This window comes from Bradyrhizobium sp., from assembly GCF_049586575.1.
GTDB lineage: Bacteria > Pseudomonadota > Alphaproteobacteria > Rhizobiales > Xanthobacteraceae > Bradyrhizobium.
The window spans coordinates 1-16,605 of the sequence record NZ_JBAVCF010000077.1 but is presented as its reverse complement, the minus strand read 5'-3'; the positions used below and the strand labels follow the sequence as shown (position 1 = coordinate 16,605).

Sequence of the window (16,605 nt, the reverse complement as noted above, 5' to 3'; positions counted from 1 at the left end):
GGCCCGGTCCGGGTCGGTTTCACCGTCACCAAGAAGAATGGAACCGCGACCGAGCGCAACCGTATCCGGCGCAGGCTTCGGGAATTGGTAAAACGGCTACCTGCCATATCGCTGCAACCGCACAGTGATTATGTGCTAATCGGCCGTCGGGCCGCCCTGACGTGTGGATTCTCCAGCATGCTCGGCGATCTCCGCCAGGCGCTGCATCGCCTCGACGCGCCGCAACCGAAAAGAATGACGAGACCTGAACGATGACCGACAGCCGCAACACCATTCTCGCCGTCATTCTTTCCGGGCTCGTGCTGCTCGGCTGGCAGTATTTCTTCAACATTCCGCAGATGGAAAAGCAGCGCGCCGCACAGGTCGCACAAAGCCAGAGCCAGACGACCACGACAAAGCCGGCGCAGGATGCCGCCAACACCGCAGCCCCGCAGAACGCAACGCCCGCGCCGTCGGCCAACGCTCCCGCGACCGTTCAGTCCGGCTCGGTCGCCCCGGTCAGCCGTGAAGCCGCGATTGCCGCCACGCCCCGCGTCAAGATCGAAAGCCCGCGTGTTTCCGGCAGTATTTCGCTGAAGGGCGCCCGCATCGACGATCTGTCGCTGGTGCAATTCCGCGAAACCGTCGATCCGGCCTCGCCGCCGATCGTGCTGTATTCGCCTTCGGGCACGGAAGAACCTTATTACGCGGAATTCGGCTGGGTCCCCGGCAGCGGCTCTTCGGTGAAGCTGCCTGACCAGAACACGGTCTGGCAACAGGACGGCACCGGCAGCCTGACGCCGAATCATCCGGTGACGCTGAAATATGACAATGGCGACGGACTCACCTTCCGCCGCACCATCGCGATCGACGACCGATATCTCTTCACCGTCAAGGACGACGTGACCAATGTCGGCAGCGCTCCGGTCACGCTTTATCCGTACGCGCTGATCTCGCGGCACGGCGCGCCGAAGGTCTCGGGCTATTACATTCTGCACGAAGGCCTGATCGGCTATCTCGGTGATAAAGGCCTCCAGGAATATACCTACAAGAAGATCGACGAGGCCGCGAAGGTCGAGTTCAAGGTCACCAATGGCTGGCTTGGCATCACCGACAAATACTGGGCCTCCGCGCTGTTGCCGGACACCCGTGCGCAATTGCTGGCGCGCTATTCGTCTAACCTCGTCAACAACGTCCGCACCTACCAGACCGACTATCTTGAGGATGCGCAGACCATTGCGATCGGCGGCACCGGCAGCGCCAGCACGCGGTTGTTCGCCGGCGCCAAGGAAGCCAGTGTCGTCGGCATCAATTTTCCGATCGGCGGTCTCGACGGCTATAACCGACAGCTTGAACTGAACCATTTCGATCTTCTGATCGATTGGGGCATGTTCTACTTCATCACCAAGCCGATGTTCCTGGCGCTCGACTTCTTCTATCACCTGTTCGGCAATTTCGGCATCTCGATCCTGCTGGTGACGGTGCTGGTCAAACTTGCGTTCTTCCCGCTCGCCAACAAGTCCTACGCCTCGATGGCGAAGATGAAGTCGGTGCAGCCGCAACTGGCCGCGCTGAAGGAGCGCTATCCCGACGACAAGGTGAAGCAACAGCAGGAGATGATGGAGATCTACAAGAAGGAGAAGATCAACCCGATCGCCTGTTGTCTTCCCGTTGCCTTGCAGATTCCGGTGTTCTTCTCGCTCTACAAGGTGCTGTTCGTCACCATCGAAATGCGGCACGCGCCGTTCTACGGCTGGATCAAGGATCTGTCGGCGCCCGACCCGACCAACCTTTTCACGCTGTTCGGCCTTTTGCACTACGACCCGACGCAGCTGCCGATGTTCGGACATTATCTCGCGCTTGGGGTGTGGCCGATCATCATGGGCATCACGATGTGGTTCCAGTTCAAGCTCAACCCGACGCCGCCCGACCCGACCCAGCAGATGATCTTCAGCTGGATGCCGCTGATCTTCACCTTCATGCTTTCGGGATTCCCGGCTGGGCTCGTGATCTACTGGGCGTGGAACAATCTGCTCTCGGTCTTGCAGCAAAGCCTGATCATGCGCCGCAATGGCGTCAAGGTGGAGCTGTTCGACAACCTGAAATCGACGTTCTTCTCCAAGAAGGCCGAATCGAAGACCTGACCGGGGCCGCGCATCAGGACCCGCGAGCGCGAGCGAAGCGATCCAGATTTTGAAAAACAACTGGATCGCTCCGTTGCGAAGCCTGTCATCGGGCCGCGTTCTGCACGGCCCCGTTGGCTCCTCGCGATGAGGAACATGAAAGACTTCGCATGACTACCGCATCAGATGCGAAGCCAATCGAGCAGGGCCGCAAATTATTCGCCGGCGAATTCAGGTTTATCTGGGCGTCGCCCTCGATCGAGACGTTGCCGCCGATGGCGGGCGTGGAGGTCGCCTTTGCCGGCCGCTCCAACGTTGGCAAATCGAGCCTGATCAACGCGCTGACCGGCCGCAACGCATTGGCGCGGACGTCGAGCACGCCGGGCCGCACCCAGGAACTGATCTTCTTCGAAGGTCCCGAGCATTCCGGCCTGCGGCTGGTCGACATGCCCGGCTATGGCTACGCCTCGGCGCCCAAAGCCAAGGTCGCATCGTGGACCGCGCTGATCCACAAATATCTCCAGGGCCGCAGCAATCTCGCACGGGTCTACGTGCTGATCGATGCCCGGCACGGATTGAAAGACGTCGATCTCGACGTGTTCAAGACGCTTGACCGATCGGCGGTCAGCTATCAGGTCGTCCTGACCAAGGCCGACCAGGTCAAGCCGGCCGAACTGGAGCAACGCATCAACGACGTGAAGGCGTCGCTTTCAACCCACCCGGCCGCCTTTCCGGACGTGCTTGCGACCTCCTCGCAAACGGCTGCGGGAATTCCGGAACTGCGAGCCGCCTTGGTGCGCCTTCTCGGAGAACGCTAGTGGCCCTTTGATTCTAAGTTAGAATCAAAGGACCACTAGAATTAATAGATTTGCTAGTGCCCAAGACTTTCCGAAGTTCGTGAAAGGTGGGTGCTGAAGTGGTACACGAACTTCGGAAAGTGGGCACTGGCGATGAGCAAAATCCCGCTGTATCGGATCCTCGTTATCCTCGCCGGTATCATGGGCGCCGATGGCGTGATCCTGGCGGCGGTCGCCGCCCATCAGAGCGACGCTACGCGGCTGCTGCCGGCATCCTCGATGCTGTTATTTCACGCGACCGCCGTCCTCGCTGCCGTAGCACTGGCCGAGCGCGGCGTCGTATCCGCCAGAGGCGCCCTTGCCGCCGCCTTCGGCTTTGTGGTCGCATCCGCGCTGTTCGCCGGCGATTTAACCTTGCGGCATTTTGCCGGGCATAGCCTGTTTCCTTTGGCCGCGCCGACCGGCGGCACGCTTTTGATCGCAAGCTGGCTGGTGCTGGCCGTTGCCGCTGCATGGCCCCGGCGAGGCTAAAAACGGCTCCCGCATCCGCTTTGCGCGGCGCGCGTCAATCGGATAGAAGATCATCCGCATCCAGGCCAGAGAAGGCTTCATGAACGACGCGTCTTCCATCACTCCGCTCGAACAGGCCCGCATCCTTTCGGAAGCGCTGCCGCATATGCAGGAATATGACGAAGAGACGATCGTCATCAAATATGGCGGCCACGCCATGGGCGCCGAGGATGTCGCCAAGGCCTTTGCCCGCGATATCGTGCTTCTGGAGCAGACCGCGATCAATCCGGTGGTGGTGCATGGCGGCGGCCCGCAAATTGCGGCCATGCTGAAGAGACTCGGCATTCAATCGGAATTCGCCGCAGGCCTTCGCATCACCGACGCCGCGACCATCGAGATCGTCGAGATGGTGCTGGCGGGCTCGATCAACAAGCAGCTCGTCGGCTACATCAACGAAGCCGGCGGCAAGGCCGTCGGCCTGTGCGGCAAGGACGGCAACATGGTGACGGCGTCGAAGGCGACGCGCACGATGGTCGATCCGGATTCGCATATCGAGAAAGTGGTCGACCTCGGCTTCGTCGGCGAACCGGAAAAGGTCGACCTGACGCTGTTGAACCAGATCATCGGCTATGAGCTGATTCCGGTGCTGGCGCCGCTGGCGACGTCAAAAACCGGCCAGACTTTCAATGTCAATGCAGATACCTTTGCCGGCGCGGTCGCGGGCGCGCTCAAGGCCAAGCGGTTGTTGCTCTTGACCGACGTGCCCGGCGTTCTCGACAAATCGAAGAAGCTGATCCCCGACCTTTCGATCAAGGACGCGCGCAAGCTGATCGCCGAAGGCACGATTTCCGGCGGAATGATTCCGAAAGTCGAAACCTGCATCTACGCGCTCGAGCAGGGCGTTCAGGGCGTCGTCATCATCGACGGCAAGCAACCGCATGCCGTCTTGCTCGAACTGTTCACCAACCGGGGCACGGGCACGCTGATCCACAAGTGATGATGGGCGGGATCACGCAACTGAGGCGCATCGTCGCCGGACTTGTTCCGGTCATCGCCCTGTTTGCCGGCACCACGCCGGCCCATGCCGACCTGAAGCTCTGCAACCGCATGAGTTATGTGATCGAGGCGGCGATCGGCATCGACGAAAAATCCACAACCGCGACCCGTGGATGGTTTCGTATTGATCCGGCGGCGTGCCGTGTGGTCCTGCAGGGAACGCTGACGGCCGACCGCGTCCTGCTCAATGCCCGTGCGCTTGGGGTCTACGGCGCGTCACCGCTTCCGCGGAACGGCAGTGACACCCTTTGCGTTGCTTCCGACAATTTCGTCATCGCCGCCGCCCGTCAGTGCCGGACGGGACAGACGCCGGCGCCATTCACACAGATCAACCCGACCCGCGCCGACGACGGCAACCTGGTGGCTTATCTCGCCGAAGACAGCGAATACGATGACGACCAGGCGCGCCTCGCCGGCATTCAGCGGCTATTGGTGATTGCAGGTTTCGATGCTTCGCCGATCGACGGCGTCGACGGCCCCAAGACACAAGCCGCTCTGGCGGCCTTCCTGAAAAGCCGTGGACTGGCGCCGGACTTCGCGCAGTCACCGAATTTCTTCACCACCATGGTCGAGGCCGTGCAGGCGCCCTCTTCCCCCGGTCTCACCTGGTGCAACGACACGCCGCACAAGGTGATGGCTGCCGTTGCGACAGACGACGGCAAGACGGTAGTCAGCCGCGGGTGGTATCGCATCGAACCCGGCAAGTGCCTGCATCCCGACGTAACCGGCCAGCCCAGGCGCATCCTCAGTTTCGCGGAAGCCGTCGATGCCGAAAATCGCACCATCCGCTTCAAGGACAAGCCGCTGAACTGGGGCGGCGATACCCGGCTTTGCACGCGCGAGAGCAAATTCGAGATCAACGAACAAAGCGAGTGCGGCAATCGCGGCTTCTCCACAACAGGATTTGCCGCCGTCGATATGTCAAACGGCGGCAAGACGCTGCGCTTTGCGATGCCATGATGACCGCAAAGCGCTCCTTCCATCATGTCGACACCTGGGTGTTCGATCTCGACAACACGCTGTACCCGCACCACGTCAATCTTTGGCAGCAGGTCGACCAGCGGATCGGCGAATTCATCGCCGCCTACCTGAAAATTTCGGAAGAGAAAGCGCGCGTCATCCAGAAGGACTATTACCGCCGCTATGGCACCAGCATGCGCGGCATGATGACCGAGCACGGCGTGCGCGCCGACGACTACCTTGCCTACGTGCATCAGATCGATCATTCGCCTCTGGAGCCTGATCCGGAGATGGGCGCGGCGATCGCCAGGCTACCGGGACGAAAGCTGATCCTGACCAACGGCTCGACCGACCATGCCGAGGCCGTTCTGAAGCGGCTTGGCCTGGCTGGGCATTTCGAGGCGGTATTCGACATCATCGCCGCCAATCTGGAGCCCAAACCGGCGCCGCAGACCTATCGCAAATTCCTTGGGGATCATCACGTCGATCCTGCCAAAGCGGCGATGTTTGAGGATCTGGCGCGCAATCTGGTCGTCCCCTACGAGCTCGGCATGACCACCGTTCTGGTCGTACCCGACGGCACAAGGGAAGTCGTGCGCGAAGACTGGGAGTTGGAGGGCCGCGGCGCTCCGTATGTCGATCACGTCACTGACGATCTGACGGGATTTTTGGAAGGGCTGGTGAAATCATAGTCCCTCGACGGGCGGTTGGGAGCGGGCGCATGGCGAAGCGCCTAGCCGCCTTGACTCTCGTGCCTCAAATCCCGAAAAAGCTCCGTAACAACCGGCCAAGCACTGTCCAAGGATAAATGATGTCTGCTGCTGCCCTCGAATCCACCATCAACGCCGCGTTCGACGCCCGTGAGGGCATCTCGTCCGCGACCAAAGGCGAGGTCCGCGACGCCGTCGATCGTGCGCTTGACCTTTTGGACAAGGGCGAAGCGCGGGTGGCCGAGCGCGAGGGAAACGGCAAATGGACGGTGCATCAGTGGCTGAAGAAGGCGGTGCTGCTGTCGTTCCGGTTGAACGATATGAGCGCTATTGCCGGCGGTCCGGGCAAGGCGTGCTGGTGGGATAAGGTGCCGTCAAAGTTCGAGGGCTGGGGCGAAAATCGCTTTCGTGATGCCGGCTTTCGCGCGGTGCCGGGCGCTATCGTCCGCCGCTCGGCCTTCATTGCGCGGAACGTCGTTTTGATGCCCTCCTTCGTCAATCTCGGCGCCTATGTCGATGAAGCGACCATGATCGACACATGGTCCACCGTCGGCTCCTGCGCCCAGATCGGCAAGCGCGTGCATATCTCCGGTGGGGTCGGCATCGGCGGCGTGCTGGAGCCACTGCAGGCCGAGCCCGTGATCGTCGAGGACGATTGCTTTATCGGCGCGCGTTCGGAAGTCGCCGAAGGCGTGATCGTACGCAGGGGCGCGGTGCTGGCGATGGGCGTCTTCCTCGGCGCCTCCACCAAGATCGTCGATCGCGAAACCGGCGAGACTTTTATCGGCGAAGTGCCGGAATATGCCGTTGTGGTGCCCGGCACCCTACCGCCGAAACCGCTCAGGAACGGCCAGCCCGGCCCGGCCACCGCCTGCGCCGTGATCGTCAAGCGGGTCGACGAGCGCACCCGCGCCAAGACCAGCATTAACGAATTGCTGCGGGACTAGCCCTTCGACGGAACCGCGTGTTATGCGGAGACATGACTGATGCTCTCTCGATTACCCGCGATCTCGTTCGCTGCCGCTCGATAACTCCGATCGATGCCGGCGCGCTCGGTGTTCTGGAAAAACTCCTGAAAGGCGCCGGCTTCGAAACCCACCGCGTCACTTTCAGTGAACCGGGTACCGCCGATGTCCACAACCTTTACGCCCGGATCGGAAGCGAAGCGCCACACATCAGCTTCGCAGGCCATACCGACGTGGTGCCCCCCGGCGACGAATCCGCTTGGACACTGGGAGCGTTTTCGGGCGAGATAAAAGACGGCTTTATCTACGGCCGTGGCGCCGTCGACATGAAGGGAGGTATTGCCTGCAGCGCCGCGGCGGTGCTGCAATATCTGGCCGATCATGGCGGCAAGCCACGAGAGGACGGCAAGGGCTCGATCTCCTTTATCATCACCGGCGACGAAGAAGACATTTCCGTCAACGGCACAGTCAAGCTGCTGCAATGGGCTGCCGCGCGCGGTGAGAAATTCGATCATTGCGTGCTTGGCGAGCCTTCCAATGTCGATACATTGGGCGATTGCATCAAGATCGGCCGCCGTGGCTCGCAGTCCGGCACGCTCTATGTCGACGGCATTCAGGGTCACGTCGCCTATCCGCATCGCGCATCGAACCCGGTGCCGGATATTTCGCGGCTGATCCTGGCACTCAGTGATGAGCCGCTCGATCACGGCAGCGCGCAGTTTCAGGCCTCAAATCTCGAATTCACATCCGTCGATGTTGGCAATTCGACGAACAATGTGATTCCAGGACAGGCGCGCGCCAAATTCAATATCCGCTTCAACGACCTGCACACACAGGCTTCGTTGCGTGAACTGGTTGAGGCGCGGCTAGCCAAGGCCGCCGGCAACCGGATAAAGGCGCACATCGCGTGGGAGCCGTCCAACTCCAATGTATTCGTGACCAGGCCCGGCGACTTCACCAACCTTGCGGTTGCCGCGATCGAGGAGGTCACCGGCCGCAAGCCGGAATTGAGCACCAGCGGCGGCACTTCCGACGCCCGCTTCATTGCGAGCTACTGTCCCGTGATCGAGTTCGGCCTCGTCGGCCAGACCATGCACCAGATCGACGAGCGCGCGTCGGTGACTGATATCGAAAAGCTGACACAGATCTATCGCGGGATTTTGGACAGGTATTTCGCCTGACGCGCCGCTATCAAGACTCCAGGAGTGTCTCATGAATAGTTCTTCCAAAGGCAGACTGGTGGTGCGCTGCTTCGGCGTCTCCGCTGATGGTTTCGGGGCCGGCGCGAACCAAGACATCAACAATCCGATGGGCGTCGATGGAATGGTCCTGCATCAATGGGTATTGCCAACGCGCACATTCCAGAAAAAGCTGTTCGGAAAGGATGGCGGCACCGAGGGTCCTGATGACGATTTTGCGAAGCGCGGTGTCGTCAACATCGGCGCGTGGATACTGGGCCGCAATATGTTCGGTCCGGTGCGTGGGCCGTGGCCGGATGATCAATGGAAGGGCTGGTGGGCGAGGAGCCGCCCTATCATTGCGACGTCTTCGTACTGACCCATCACGCCCGCCCGCCGATCAGCATGAACGGCGGCACGGTCTTCCATTTCGTGACCAACGGAATCGAGGCGGCGCTTGAGAAGGCGCAACAGTCGGCCGCCGGCAAGGACATCAGGTTGGGTGGCGGCGTTGCGACCATCCGGCAATATCTGCGCGCCCGCCTCGTCGACGAATTGCATCTGGCGATCTCGCCGACATTGATCGGATCGGGCGAGAATCTTCTCGCAGGCGTCGATCTGACGAGCCTTGGTTACGAGTGCACCGAACATGTCTCTACGGAGAATGCGATGCACGTCGTCATCCGCAAGGCGTCAGCCGCCTAGTAATCCACCCGCACCAGATAAAGCCCATCCGGCGGCGCGACCGGGCCGCAGGCGGTGCGGTTGCGGGCATCAAGCGCAGCGGCCAGATCGTCGGCGCTCCAGCGGCCCTCGCCGACCCACACCAGCGATCCCACCATCGAGCGCACCTGGCTGTGCAGGAACGAGCGAGCCGATGTCAGGATATCGACCTCATTGCCATCTCTGATAACATCGAGCTGATCGAGCGTTCGTACCGGCGATTTCGCCTGGCATTCGGTATCGCGAAAGGTGGTGAAATCGTACTTGCCGACCAGCCGCTGCGCGGCCGTATGCATTGCATCGGTATTGAGCGGCCGCGGCAGCCGCCAGGCGTGGCCGATGTCGATCGCGAGATTGGCGCGGGTGTTTTTGATCCGGTAACGGTAGTGGCGCTTCTTGGCGGAAAATCTCGCCTCGAAATCGTCCGGTACGATGTCCGCCGATAAAACGCCGATCGGGTGCGGCCGTAAATGCGCATTCAGCCCGTCGCGAAACCGGCCCGGCACGAAATGCTTGGCGATATCGCAATGCGCCACCTGGCCGAGCGCATGCACGCCAGCGTCGGTGCGACCGGCACCATGAACGCGGACCTCTTCGCCGCAGATCGCCTTGACCGCGGCTTCCAGCGCGCCCTGCACCGAAGGGCCGTTGTCCTGAATCTGCCAACCCGAGAACGGCGCGCCGTCATATTCGATGATGAGTTTGTAACGGGGCATAGCAATCCAAAATAGTCGTCATCACCCGCGAAGGCGGATGATCCAGTATTCCGAGACGCCTCGGTTCAACTTCAAACGCGACAGCGTACTGGATACCCCGCCTTCGCGGGGTATCACAGTGTTGCGTGAGCCGCGTCAGCTTAGCCGCGCCGGGGGCTTCAACGGCGTGCCGCGCAGGAATTCGTCCGCCTTCATCGGCTGCTTGCCGGCCCGCTGCAATTCGATGATACGCAACGCACCTTGCGCGCAGGCGATCGTAAGGCGGGCGTCCAGCACGGCGCCGGGTTCGCCGGATCCGGAAGCCATTTCACAAAGCAGAATCTTCATGCGTTGGGGCGCGCCTTCGAGGGGTATCTCACACCAGGCGCCAGGGAACGGCGACAATCCGTGAATATGGCGCAGCACCTCGTGGGCTGGTCTGTTCCAGTCAATGCGCGCTTCGGCTTTGTTGATCTTGGCGGCATAGGTGACGCCTTCGCTGGGCTGCGGCGTCAATTGCAGCGTACCGCGTTCCAAATCACGCATCGCTTGCTGCATGAGCCTTGCCCCGGCACCCCCCAGATAGCAACGCAACCTTACTTCAGTCGTCTCGTCCGTGATTTCGACAGACTCACTCAAAGCGATGTCGCCGGTGTCGAGGCCGGCATCCATCTTCATCACCATCACGCCGCTCTTGGCATCGCCCTCCATGATGGCGCGGTTGATCGGTGCGGCTCCGCGCCAGCGCGGCAACAGCGAGGCGTGAAGGTTGAAGCAGCCGAGTCTCGGCGCATCCAGAATCGCCTGCGGCAAGATCATGCCATAGGCGACGACGACCGCGGCATCCGCGTTGTGCGCACGAAACTGGTCGAGCGCCTCCGGCGTCTTTAGGGTGCTGGGTGTCAGTACCGGGATGCCAAGGTGATGCGCTTCCAGCCCAACGTGTGTTGGTTGCAATTCCAGGCCCCGGCGTCCGCCAGGCTTCGGCGCGCGGGTGTACACGGCCACGATTTCATGTTCGTCATGGAGCACGCGCAGCGTCGGCACCGCAAACATCGGCGTGCCCATGAAGATCAGGCGAAGAGACATCAGGCGCCCTCGCTGTGTTCCCTCTCCCCCTGTGGGGGAGGGTTAGGGAGGGGGGTAAACCTCAAGCACGGGGCTCGTGATATCCCCCTCTCCACCTCTCCCCCGCAAGGGGGGAGAGAGCAGATCGAGCGAGCGGCGCTGTTCATATCCATTACTCTCCGGCGCGCTTGGCGGCCTTGGTAAACTTCTTCAGCACGCGGTCGCGCTTGAGCTTCGACAGATAGTCGACGAACAGCACGCCGTTGAGATGGTCGATCTCATGCTGGATACAGGTGGCATAAAGCCCTTCGGCCTCTTCCTCATGCACCTTGCCGTCAAGGTCGGCAAACCGCACCCGCACTTTCGCCGGCCGTTCGACCTCCTCGTAATATTCGGGGATCGACAGGCAACCTTCCTCGTAGATCGCCATCTCCTCCGAGGAGGATAAAATCTCCGGATTGATGAAGACCCGCGGCTGCGGGTTGATTTCGCCCTCTTCGTTCTTCTTGGCGAGATCCATGGTGATCAGCCGCAACGGTTGCGCGACCTGGATCGCGGCCAAGCCGATGCCCGGCGCGTCATACATGGTCTCGAACATGTCGTCGGCGAGCTTGCGGATCTCAAGCGTGACCTTTTCGATCAGCTTGGAGACCCGACGCAGCTGCTTGTCTGGAAGAATGATGATTTCTCTTAGGGCCATGATGTCTCTTGAAGCGCTGGCGCGCGATTTAAGCCGCTGATCTGCAGGGGTCAATGTGACCCGCCGCGCATTTACCCCGGCTTAACCATGTTTTTTGAGAAAGTATTAACCATAAAAATTTACCCGCTATTAGCCATAAATGTTCCCCCTTCGTTCGAATTCAAGGCCGAATCGGCTACAAGGGCGGCATGAACGAAATCCTTTTCATGATCGGCACCATGCCGATCCGCACCGGCGACGCGCTAATCGGGTTCGGTGCGCTCGCTTTGCTACTGTTGCTCGTCATCGCCGTCGTGATCGCGCGCTCCGGCCGCCGCGGGGCGGAGTTGGCGATGGCGCAGGCAATCCGCGCCGACGAACTTGAAGAGCGCCTGGGCGAAATGCTGCGCGCCCAAAGCGAAGCGACCGGCCGCGTCGATGCGATGGGGCAGGCTTTGGCCGGACGGCAGGCCGAAATGGCCCGCGCCGTCACCGAACGGCTCGACTCGGTGACCCATCGTGTTGGTCAGTCGATGGAGCAGACCACGCGAAACACCATGGATTCGCTGCGCGTGCTGCACGAGCGGCTCGGCATTATCGACAACGCGCACAAAAATCTCACCGACCTGACGTCACAGGTCACGACGCTTCGCGACGTGCTCGCCAACAAGCAGTCGCGCGGCGCCTTCGGCCAGGCGCGCATGGAAGCGATCGTCCAGGATGGCATGCCGAAAGGCGCTTACGAATTCCAGCACACGCTTTCGAGCGGCAAGCGGCCGGATTGCGTGGTGTTCCTGCCCGACCAGCGTCCGCTCTGCATCGACGCGAAATTTCCACTGGAGGCCATCACCGCACTGCACGACGCACGAAGCGACGAAGAAAAGAAAATCGCGACGCAAAGGCTGCGCGCGGACGTGATGAAGCATGTCAGCGACATCGCCGAAAAATACCTTATCGCCGGCGAGACCCAGGATACCGCGCTGATGTTCGTGCCGTCGGAATCGGTTTACGCCGAAATTCACGACCGCTTCGACGATGTGATCCAGAAGGCCTATCGCGCCCGCGTCGTGCTGGTATCGCCATCGCTTTTGATGCTTGCGATCCAGGTGATGCAGCAAATCCTGAAAGACGCACGGATGCGCGATGCTGCCGATCAGATCAGAACCGAAGTGCTCAATCTCGGCGACGACCTTGGGCGGTTACGTGAGCGCGTGCTCAAATTGCAAAAGCACTTTGCCGATGCCAACGAGGACGTCCGGCAAATCCTGATTTCCGCCGACAAGATCGAAAAGCGGGCGGGCCGGATCGAAGAACTCGATTTCAGCAAGGAAGCGCCGGCCGAGTCGCCGCGACTGGTCAAGCCGAGCGCGGGCGAACTATTCCCGCTACCGCGCAAGCTGCAGGCGGGGGAGTAGGGACCAACCCCACAGATGCTATCGTCATCGCCCGGCTTGACCGGCGATCCAGCATTCCGGAGACGGCCGCTGGGGACACACAGTTATTACATTTACATTCTCACCAGCCGCGTAGGCGGCACGCTCTATGTGGGCGTAACCAGATCTTATCCGACGCGTCTACAAACATAAGTCCAAGTCGACGGAAGGCTTCACGGAAAAATAACTGGGTCGCCCGGTCAAGCCGGGCGACGACAGCCTTTCTTCGAATCTGCTACCAAGGTATTTATGGCCTCTCCTGACACCGCGTCCGAAACAGGCTCGTCCGCCGGCGGACAGCCATCTTCATGGCGCGATGGCCTCGCCGTCTATCTCAAGCGCCGCGTGCTGATCGTGCTGTTCCTCGGCTTTTCGTCCGGCCTGCCGCTGGCGCTGTCGGGATCGACGCTTTTGATCTGGATGCGCGAGTCCGGCGTCGACCTTGGCACCATCGGGCTGTTTGCGCTCGTCGGCACTCCCTACACGTTGAAATTCCTCTGGGCGCCGTTGGTCGATGCGCTGCACGTGCCATTTTTTACACGAGCTTTTGGTCGCCGCCGCGGCTGGCTCGTGTGTTCGCAGTTGCTGCTGATCGCATCCGTTCTACTGCTTGCCCTCACCGACCCCGCGCGGTCGCCTGCTTTCGTAGCGCTTGCCGCACTGCTGGTAGCGGCGATGTCCTCGACACAGGACATTGTGGTCGACGCCTTTCGCGTCGAGAGCCTGCCTGAAAGCGAGCAGGCCGCCGGCATGGCCGCCTATGTCGCGGCCTATCGGATTGGCATGCTGGTTTCGACCGCCGGTGCGCTGTTTCTCGTCAGCGCCTATGAAGGCACCGGCACTACGCGCTTGTCAGCCTGGATGTGGGGCTACGTGACCATGGCTGCGCTGGTGCTGATCGGCACCGCCACCGCGCTCGTAGCCACCGAGCCCGAACAATCGGTGCGCGCGGAAGCGGCGACCAGCACCGAAACGGCCTTCGTCCGCGTCGTACGCGCGGCAGCTGGCGCATTCTCCGAATTTCTGGTCCGCAAGGATGCGTTCGCGGCGCTGGCGTTCGTGGTGCTGTTCAAGTTCACCGACGCCTTTTCCGGCACCATGACCGCGCCGTTCGTGATCGATCTCGGCTTTTCCCGCAACGATTATGCCGCGATCGTCAAGGGCGTTGGCCTCGCCGCCACGCTAATCGGCGGCTTTGCCGGTGGCTTCGTGGCGCGGCGTTACTCGCTCGCGGCGAGCTTGTGGATTGGCGGCACGCTCCAGGCCATCGCCAATCTGTCGTTCTCCTGGCTGGCTTTGGTCGGTGTCAACCATTGGGCACTGGTGCTGGCGATCACGGCCGAAAACTTCACCAGCGCCATCGGCACCGTGATCTTTGTCGCTTACCTCTCGGCGCTGTGCCGAAATCCGCTTCACACCGCGACGCAATACGCGCTGCTCACCGCCCTTGCCGCGGTCGGGCGCACTTATCTCTCATCGGGCGCAGGCTTCGTGGCGAAGGCGACCGGATGGCCGCTATTTTTTGCGATCTGTGTCGTGGTTGCGGTGCCGAGCTTCATCCTGCTGGCATGGCTGCAACGACGCGGGCATTTCGCCGCACTTGGGTCGGTGAAGGTTTAGCGGCCCTTTAACGTTTGGTCATCACGCTCCATTTGGAGACGATGGCTTCGCTCATCTCGCCGGCATCTTCGGCGCAGGCGATTTCGCCAACCCGGACCGAAACTTCCCTGCCGACAAAGCCTTTCAGCTGCGCAGCCTGGGCGTCGCTGTTCGTGACGATCTGAAACGTCTCCGGGCCGGTTTCAAGACCGCAAAGGCCGCCAGGCGGCGGCAGCCGGTGCGGCTGGCTGGTGAGCTGGTAGGTCGCCGTGCGCTTGCCTTTCTTGCCGCCGCGGCCACGCAAGGCATTGAGCTCTCCCGACAGGACATCACCGGTTTTAATCAAGGTGCCCGGCTTGTTATCGACAGCGGGCGGCGCAGGCACGTCCTGTTGCGCCCGGGCTGCTGGCAACGCCATTACCCCTGCAATGACAGCGCACAAAGCGAGTTGCCTGCCGAATCCTCGTTTCGTCATTTTGATCTTTTCCGTCTAGTGGAGTGGATTTGACATTCGCTATCCACCTCACCACGAGTTCGTAAAGCGAATGTCAAATCCTGAACCCCACTGCAAACTATATTTGCTAGTGGCCCTCTGATTCTAACATTCGCAGAAGTGAGGCCCTGAGAAGGGATGCGAATGTTGGAATCGGACCACCAGTTGGCTAAAACAGGGTTCGCTGCCGCATCGCCGCCGACAACGTGCCCTCGTCGAGATAATCGAGTTCGCCGCCGACCGGCACGCCGTGGGCCAACCGCGTGACCCTTACATTGGCTTCTTGGAGGAGGTCGGTGATGTAATGCGCGGTGGTCTGGCCGTCGACGGTAGCATTCAGCGCCAGGATGATTTCGGTCACTTGAGGCTCGTGGGCGCGCCTGACCAGCGCATCGATCGTCAAGTCCTGCGGGCCGACGCCATCGAGCGGCGACAGCGTGGCGCCGAGAACGTGATAAAGGCCGCTCGTGGCGTGCGCGCGCTCCAGCGCCCAGAGATCGGCGACATCGGCCACCACCACGATGATCGATTGGTCGCGCCGCGGGTCGGTGCACACCGTGCAGGGATTTTGGGTGTCGATGTTGCCGCAGGTCTTGCAGACCTGGATCTTGTCGATCGCGACCTGAAGCGCTGATGACAACGGCGTCATCAACGCCTCGCGCTTCTTGATCAGATGCAGCGCCGCGCGCCGAGCCGAACGCGGTCCCAGTCCGGGCAACCGCGCCAGCAACTGGATCAGACGTTCGATTTCAGGTCCGGCAACCGCAGTGGCCATGTGTCAGCCGATATCCACTAGCCAAGACCTAGTCCGGTCGGCAGACCGAGCGCAGCCATTTTTTCGGCCACCGCCAGCTCCGCCTTGCGCCGCGCATCGCCAAGCGCCGTCACCAGCAGGTCCTCGAGGATTTCGCTCTCCTCGGGCTTTAACAGCGACGGATCGATCTTGACGGCCTTGACTTCCATCTTCGCGTTCATCCGCACGCTGACCAGTCCGCCGCCCGACATGCCCTCGACTTCCACATTGCCGAGTTCCTCCTGCATCGCCTGCATCTTCGATTGCAGCTGCGCCGCCTGCTTCATCATGCCGAGAAAGTCAGCCATCGACGTTCCTTTTCGAAATCGTTACGCGTCGTCGCCATCGCCGCTATCGGCGAGGTCATCACCATCAGCATGGGATTCCGGCGGCTCGGCGGCAAGCCTGCGTACTTCGACTACTTTCGCGCCGGGGAATCGCGCCAGCACTTCCTGCACCCTCGGATCGGATTCAGCGGCGCGCTCGCGCTGGTTCTTCGCGGCTTCGCTCTGCGCCCGCAGCGTCTGCTGCCCCGCCTCGTTGGACACGATCACGGTCCAGCGCCGTCCCGTCCATTGTTCCAGCTTGCGCGAGAGATCGTTGATCAGCGTCCGCGCCGCGCTGCGCTCCAGCGCCAGCTCCAGCCGGCCATCCTCGATGCGAACCAGCCGCACATCGGCTTCCAGCGCGGCCTTGGTCAGCAAATCGCGTTTTTCGCCGGCAAGCGCCACCAGTTCGGGAAAGCTCGCGATCCGCCGCGCTGGCGCGCCTTGAACGTCGGGCGAAGGCGCCGTCATCTGCGGCCGCACCGACGGCTCGGCGCTGCTGGCGCGCGGCGCCGGGG

16 protein-coding genes and 3 pseudogenes are annotated in these 16,605 nt (G+C 61.5%); 12 read left to right on the top strand and 7 right to left on the bottom strand.

Going from position 1 to position 16,605, the window contains the following annotated elements:
- The 10 genes and pseudogenes from rnpA to WB528_RS02390 form a co-directional block, all read left to right on the top strand.
- On the top strand, positions 1 to 255 hold a 255-nt coding region (rnpA, locus tag WB528_RS02435), incomplete at its 5' end, for a ribonuclease P protein component (protein WP_423886835.1).
- Complete coding sequence (yidC, locus tag WB528_RS02430; protein WP_423886834.1) at positions 252 to 2,123, top strand: membrane protein insertase YidC; 1,872 nt, start codon at positions 252 to 254, stop codon at positions 2,121 to 2,123. The genes rnpA and yidC, both read left to right, overlap by 4 nt.
- 149 nt (positions 2,124 to 2,272) lie before the next feature.
- A complete protein-coding gene (yihA, locus tag WB528_RS02425; protein WP_423886833.1) occupies positions 2,273 to 2,920 on the top strand; it encodes a ribosome biogenesis GTP-binding protein YihA/YsxC in 648 nt (215 codons plus the stop codon).
- Between the two features lie 132 nt (positions 2,921 to 3,052).
- Complete coding sequence (locus WB528_RS02420) at positions 3,053 to 3,430, top strand: DUF423 domain-containing protein (protein WP_423886832.1); 378 nt, start codon at positions 3,053 to 3,055, stop codon at positions 3,428 to 3,430.
- Positions 3,431 to 3,509: 79 nt separating this feature from the next.
- A complete protein-coding gene (gene argB, locus WB528_RS02415; protein ID WP_423886831.1) occupies positions 3,510 to 4,406 on the top strand; it encodes an acetylglutamate kinase in 897 nt (298 codons plus the stop codon).
- Positions 4,406 to 5,425 (top strand): DUF1036 domain-containing protein, encoded by a 1,020-nt coding sequence (locus WB528_RS02410; RefSeq protein WP_423886830.1) that lies wholly within the window; start codon positions 4,406 to 4,408, stop codon positions 5,423 to 5,425. Before argB ends, WB528_RS02410 begins: the two co-directional genes overlap by 1 nt.
- A complete protein-coding gene (locus WB528_RS02405) occupies positions 5,422 to 6,117 on the top strand; it encodes a pyrimidine 5'-nucleotidase (protein WP_423886829.1) in 696 nt (231 codons plus the stop codon). Before WB528_RS02410 ends, WB528_RS02405 begins: the two co-directional genes overlap by 4 nt.
- 119 nt (positions 6,118 to 6,236) lie before the next feature.
- Entirely contained in the window at positions 6,237 to 7,082 is an 846-nt protein-coding gene (dapD, locus tag WB528_RS02400; RefSeq protein WP_423886828.1) for a 2,3,4,5-tetrahydropyridine-2,6-dicarboxylate N-succinyltransferase, read from the top strand.
- Positions 7,083 to 7,114: 32 nt separating this feature from the next.
- A complete protein-coding gene (gene dapE / locus WB528_RS02395) occupies positions 7,115 to 8,281 on the top strand; it encodes a succinyl-diaminopimelate desuccinylase (protein WP_423886827.1) in 1,167 nt (388 codons plus the stop codon).
- A 31-nt stretch (positions 8,282 to 8,312) separates the two neighbouring features.
- Positions 8,313 to 8,983: pseudogene (locus WB528_RS02390) on the top strand (dihydrofolate reductase family protein).
- On the opposite strand, the gene truA reads toward WB528_RS02390, so the two are convergent.
- The 3 genes from truA to def form a co-directional block, all read right to left on the bottom strand.
- Positions 8,980 to 9,717 (bottom strand): tRNA pseudouridine(38-40) synthase TruA, encoded by a 738-nt coding sequence (gene truA / locus WB528_RS02385; RefSeq protein ID WP_423886826.1) that lies wholly within the window; start codon positions 9,715 to 9,717, stop codon positions 8,980 to 8,982. The pseudogene WB528_RS02390 and the gene truA sit on opposite strands and share 4 nt — an antisense overlap.
- A gap of 135 nt (positions 9,718 to 9,852) precedes the next feature.
- Entirely contained in the window at positions 9,853 to 10,785 is a 933-nt protein-coding gene (fmt, locus tag WB528_RS02380; RefSeq protein WP_423886825.1) for a methionyl-tRNA formyltransferase, read from the bottom strand.
- 151 nt (positions 10,786 to 10,936) lie between these two features.
- Complete coding sequence (gene def, locus WB528_RS02375) at positions 10,937 to 11,464, bottom strand: peptide deformylase (RefSeq protein ID WP_423886824.1); 528 nt, start codon at positions 11,462 to 11,464, stop codon at positions 10,937 to 10,939.
- A 188-nt stretch (positions 11,465 to 11,652) separates the two neighbouring features.
- Here def and WB528_RS02370 point away from each other — a divergent pair, with 188 nt between their 5' ends.
- A complete protein-coding gene (locus WB528_RS02370) occupies positions 11,653 to 12,858 on the top strand; it encodes a DNA recombination protein RmuC (RefSeq protein WP_423886823.1) in 1,206 nt (401 codons plus the stop codon).
- Between the two features lie 267 nt (positions 12,859 to 13,125).
- Positions 13,126 to 14,496, top strand: coding sequence for an AmpG family muropeptide MFS transporter (locus WB528_RS02365; RefSeq protein ID WP_423886822.1), 1,371 nt, complete (start codon positions 13,126 to 13,128; stop codon positions 14,494 to 14,496).
- Positions 14,497 to 14,503: 7 nt separating this feature from the next.
- Here the strand turns inward: WB528_RS02365 and WB528_RS02360 are convergent, their stop codons facing one another.
- The 4 genes and pseudogenes from WB528_RS02360 to WB528_RS02345 form a co-directional block, all read right to left on the bottom strand.
- The gene (locus WB528_RS02360) at positions 14,504 to 14,950 is read right to left on the bottom strand and encodes a hypothetical protein (RefSeq protein WP_423886821.1); all 447 of its coding nucleotides are present in this window, start codon (positions 14,948 to 14,950) and stop codon (positions 14,504 to 14,506) included.
- A 187-nt stretch (positions 14,951 to 15,137) separates the two neighbouring features.
- Positions 15,138 to 15,743 (bottom strand): recombination mediator RecR, encoded by a 606-nt coding sequence (gene recR, locus WB528_RS02355; protein WP_423886820.1) that lies wholly within the window; start codon positions 15,741 to 15,743, stop codon positions 15,138 to 15,140.
- A gap of 17 nt (positions 15,744 to 15,760) precedes the next feature.
- Positions 15,761 to 16,075, bottom strand: a pseudogene (locus WB528_RS02350) (YbaB/EbfC family nucleoid-associated protein); the annotation flags it as partial.
- A 15-nt stretch (positions 16,076 to 16,090) separates the two neighbouring features.
- Positions 16,091 to 16,605: pseudogene (locus tag WB528_RS02345) on the bottom strand (DNA polymerase III subunit gamma/tau); the annotation flags it as partial.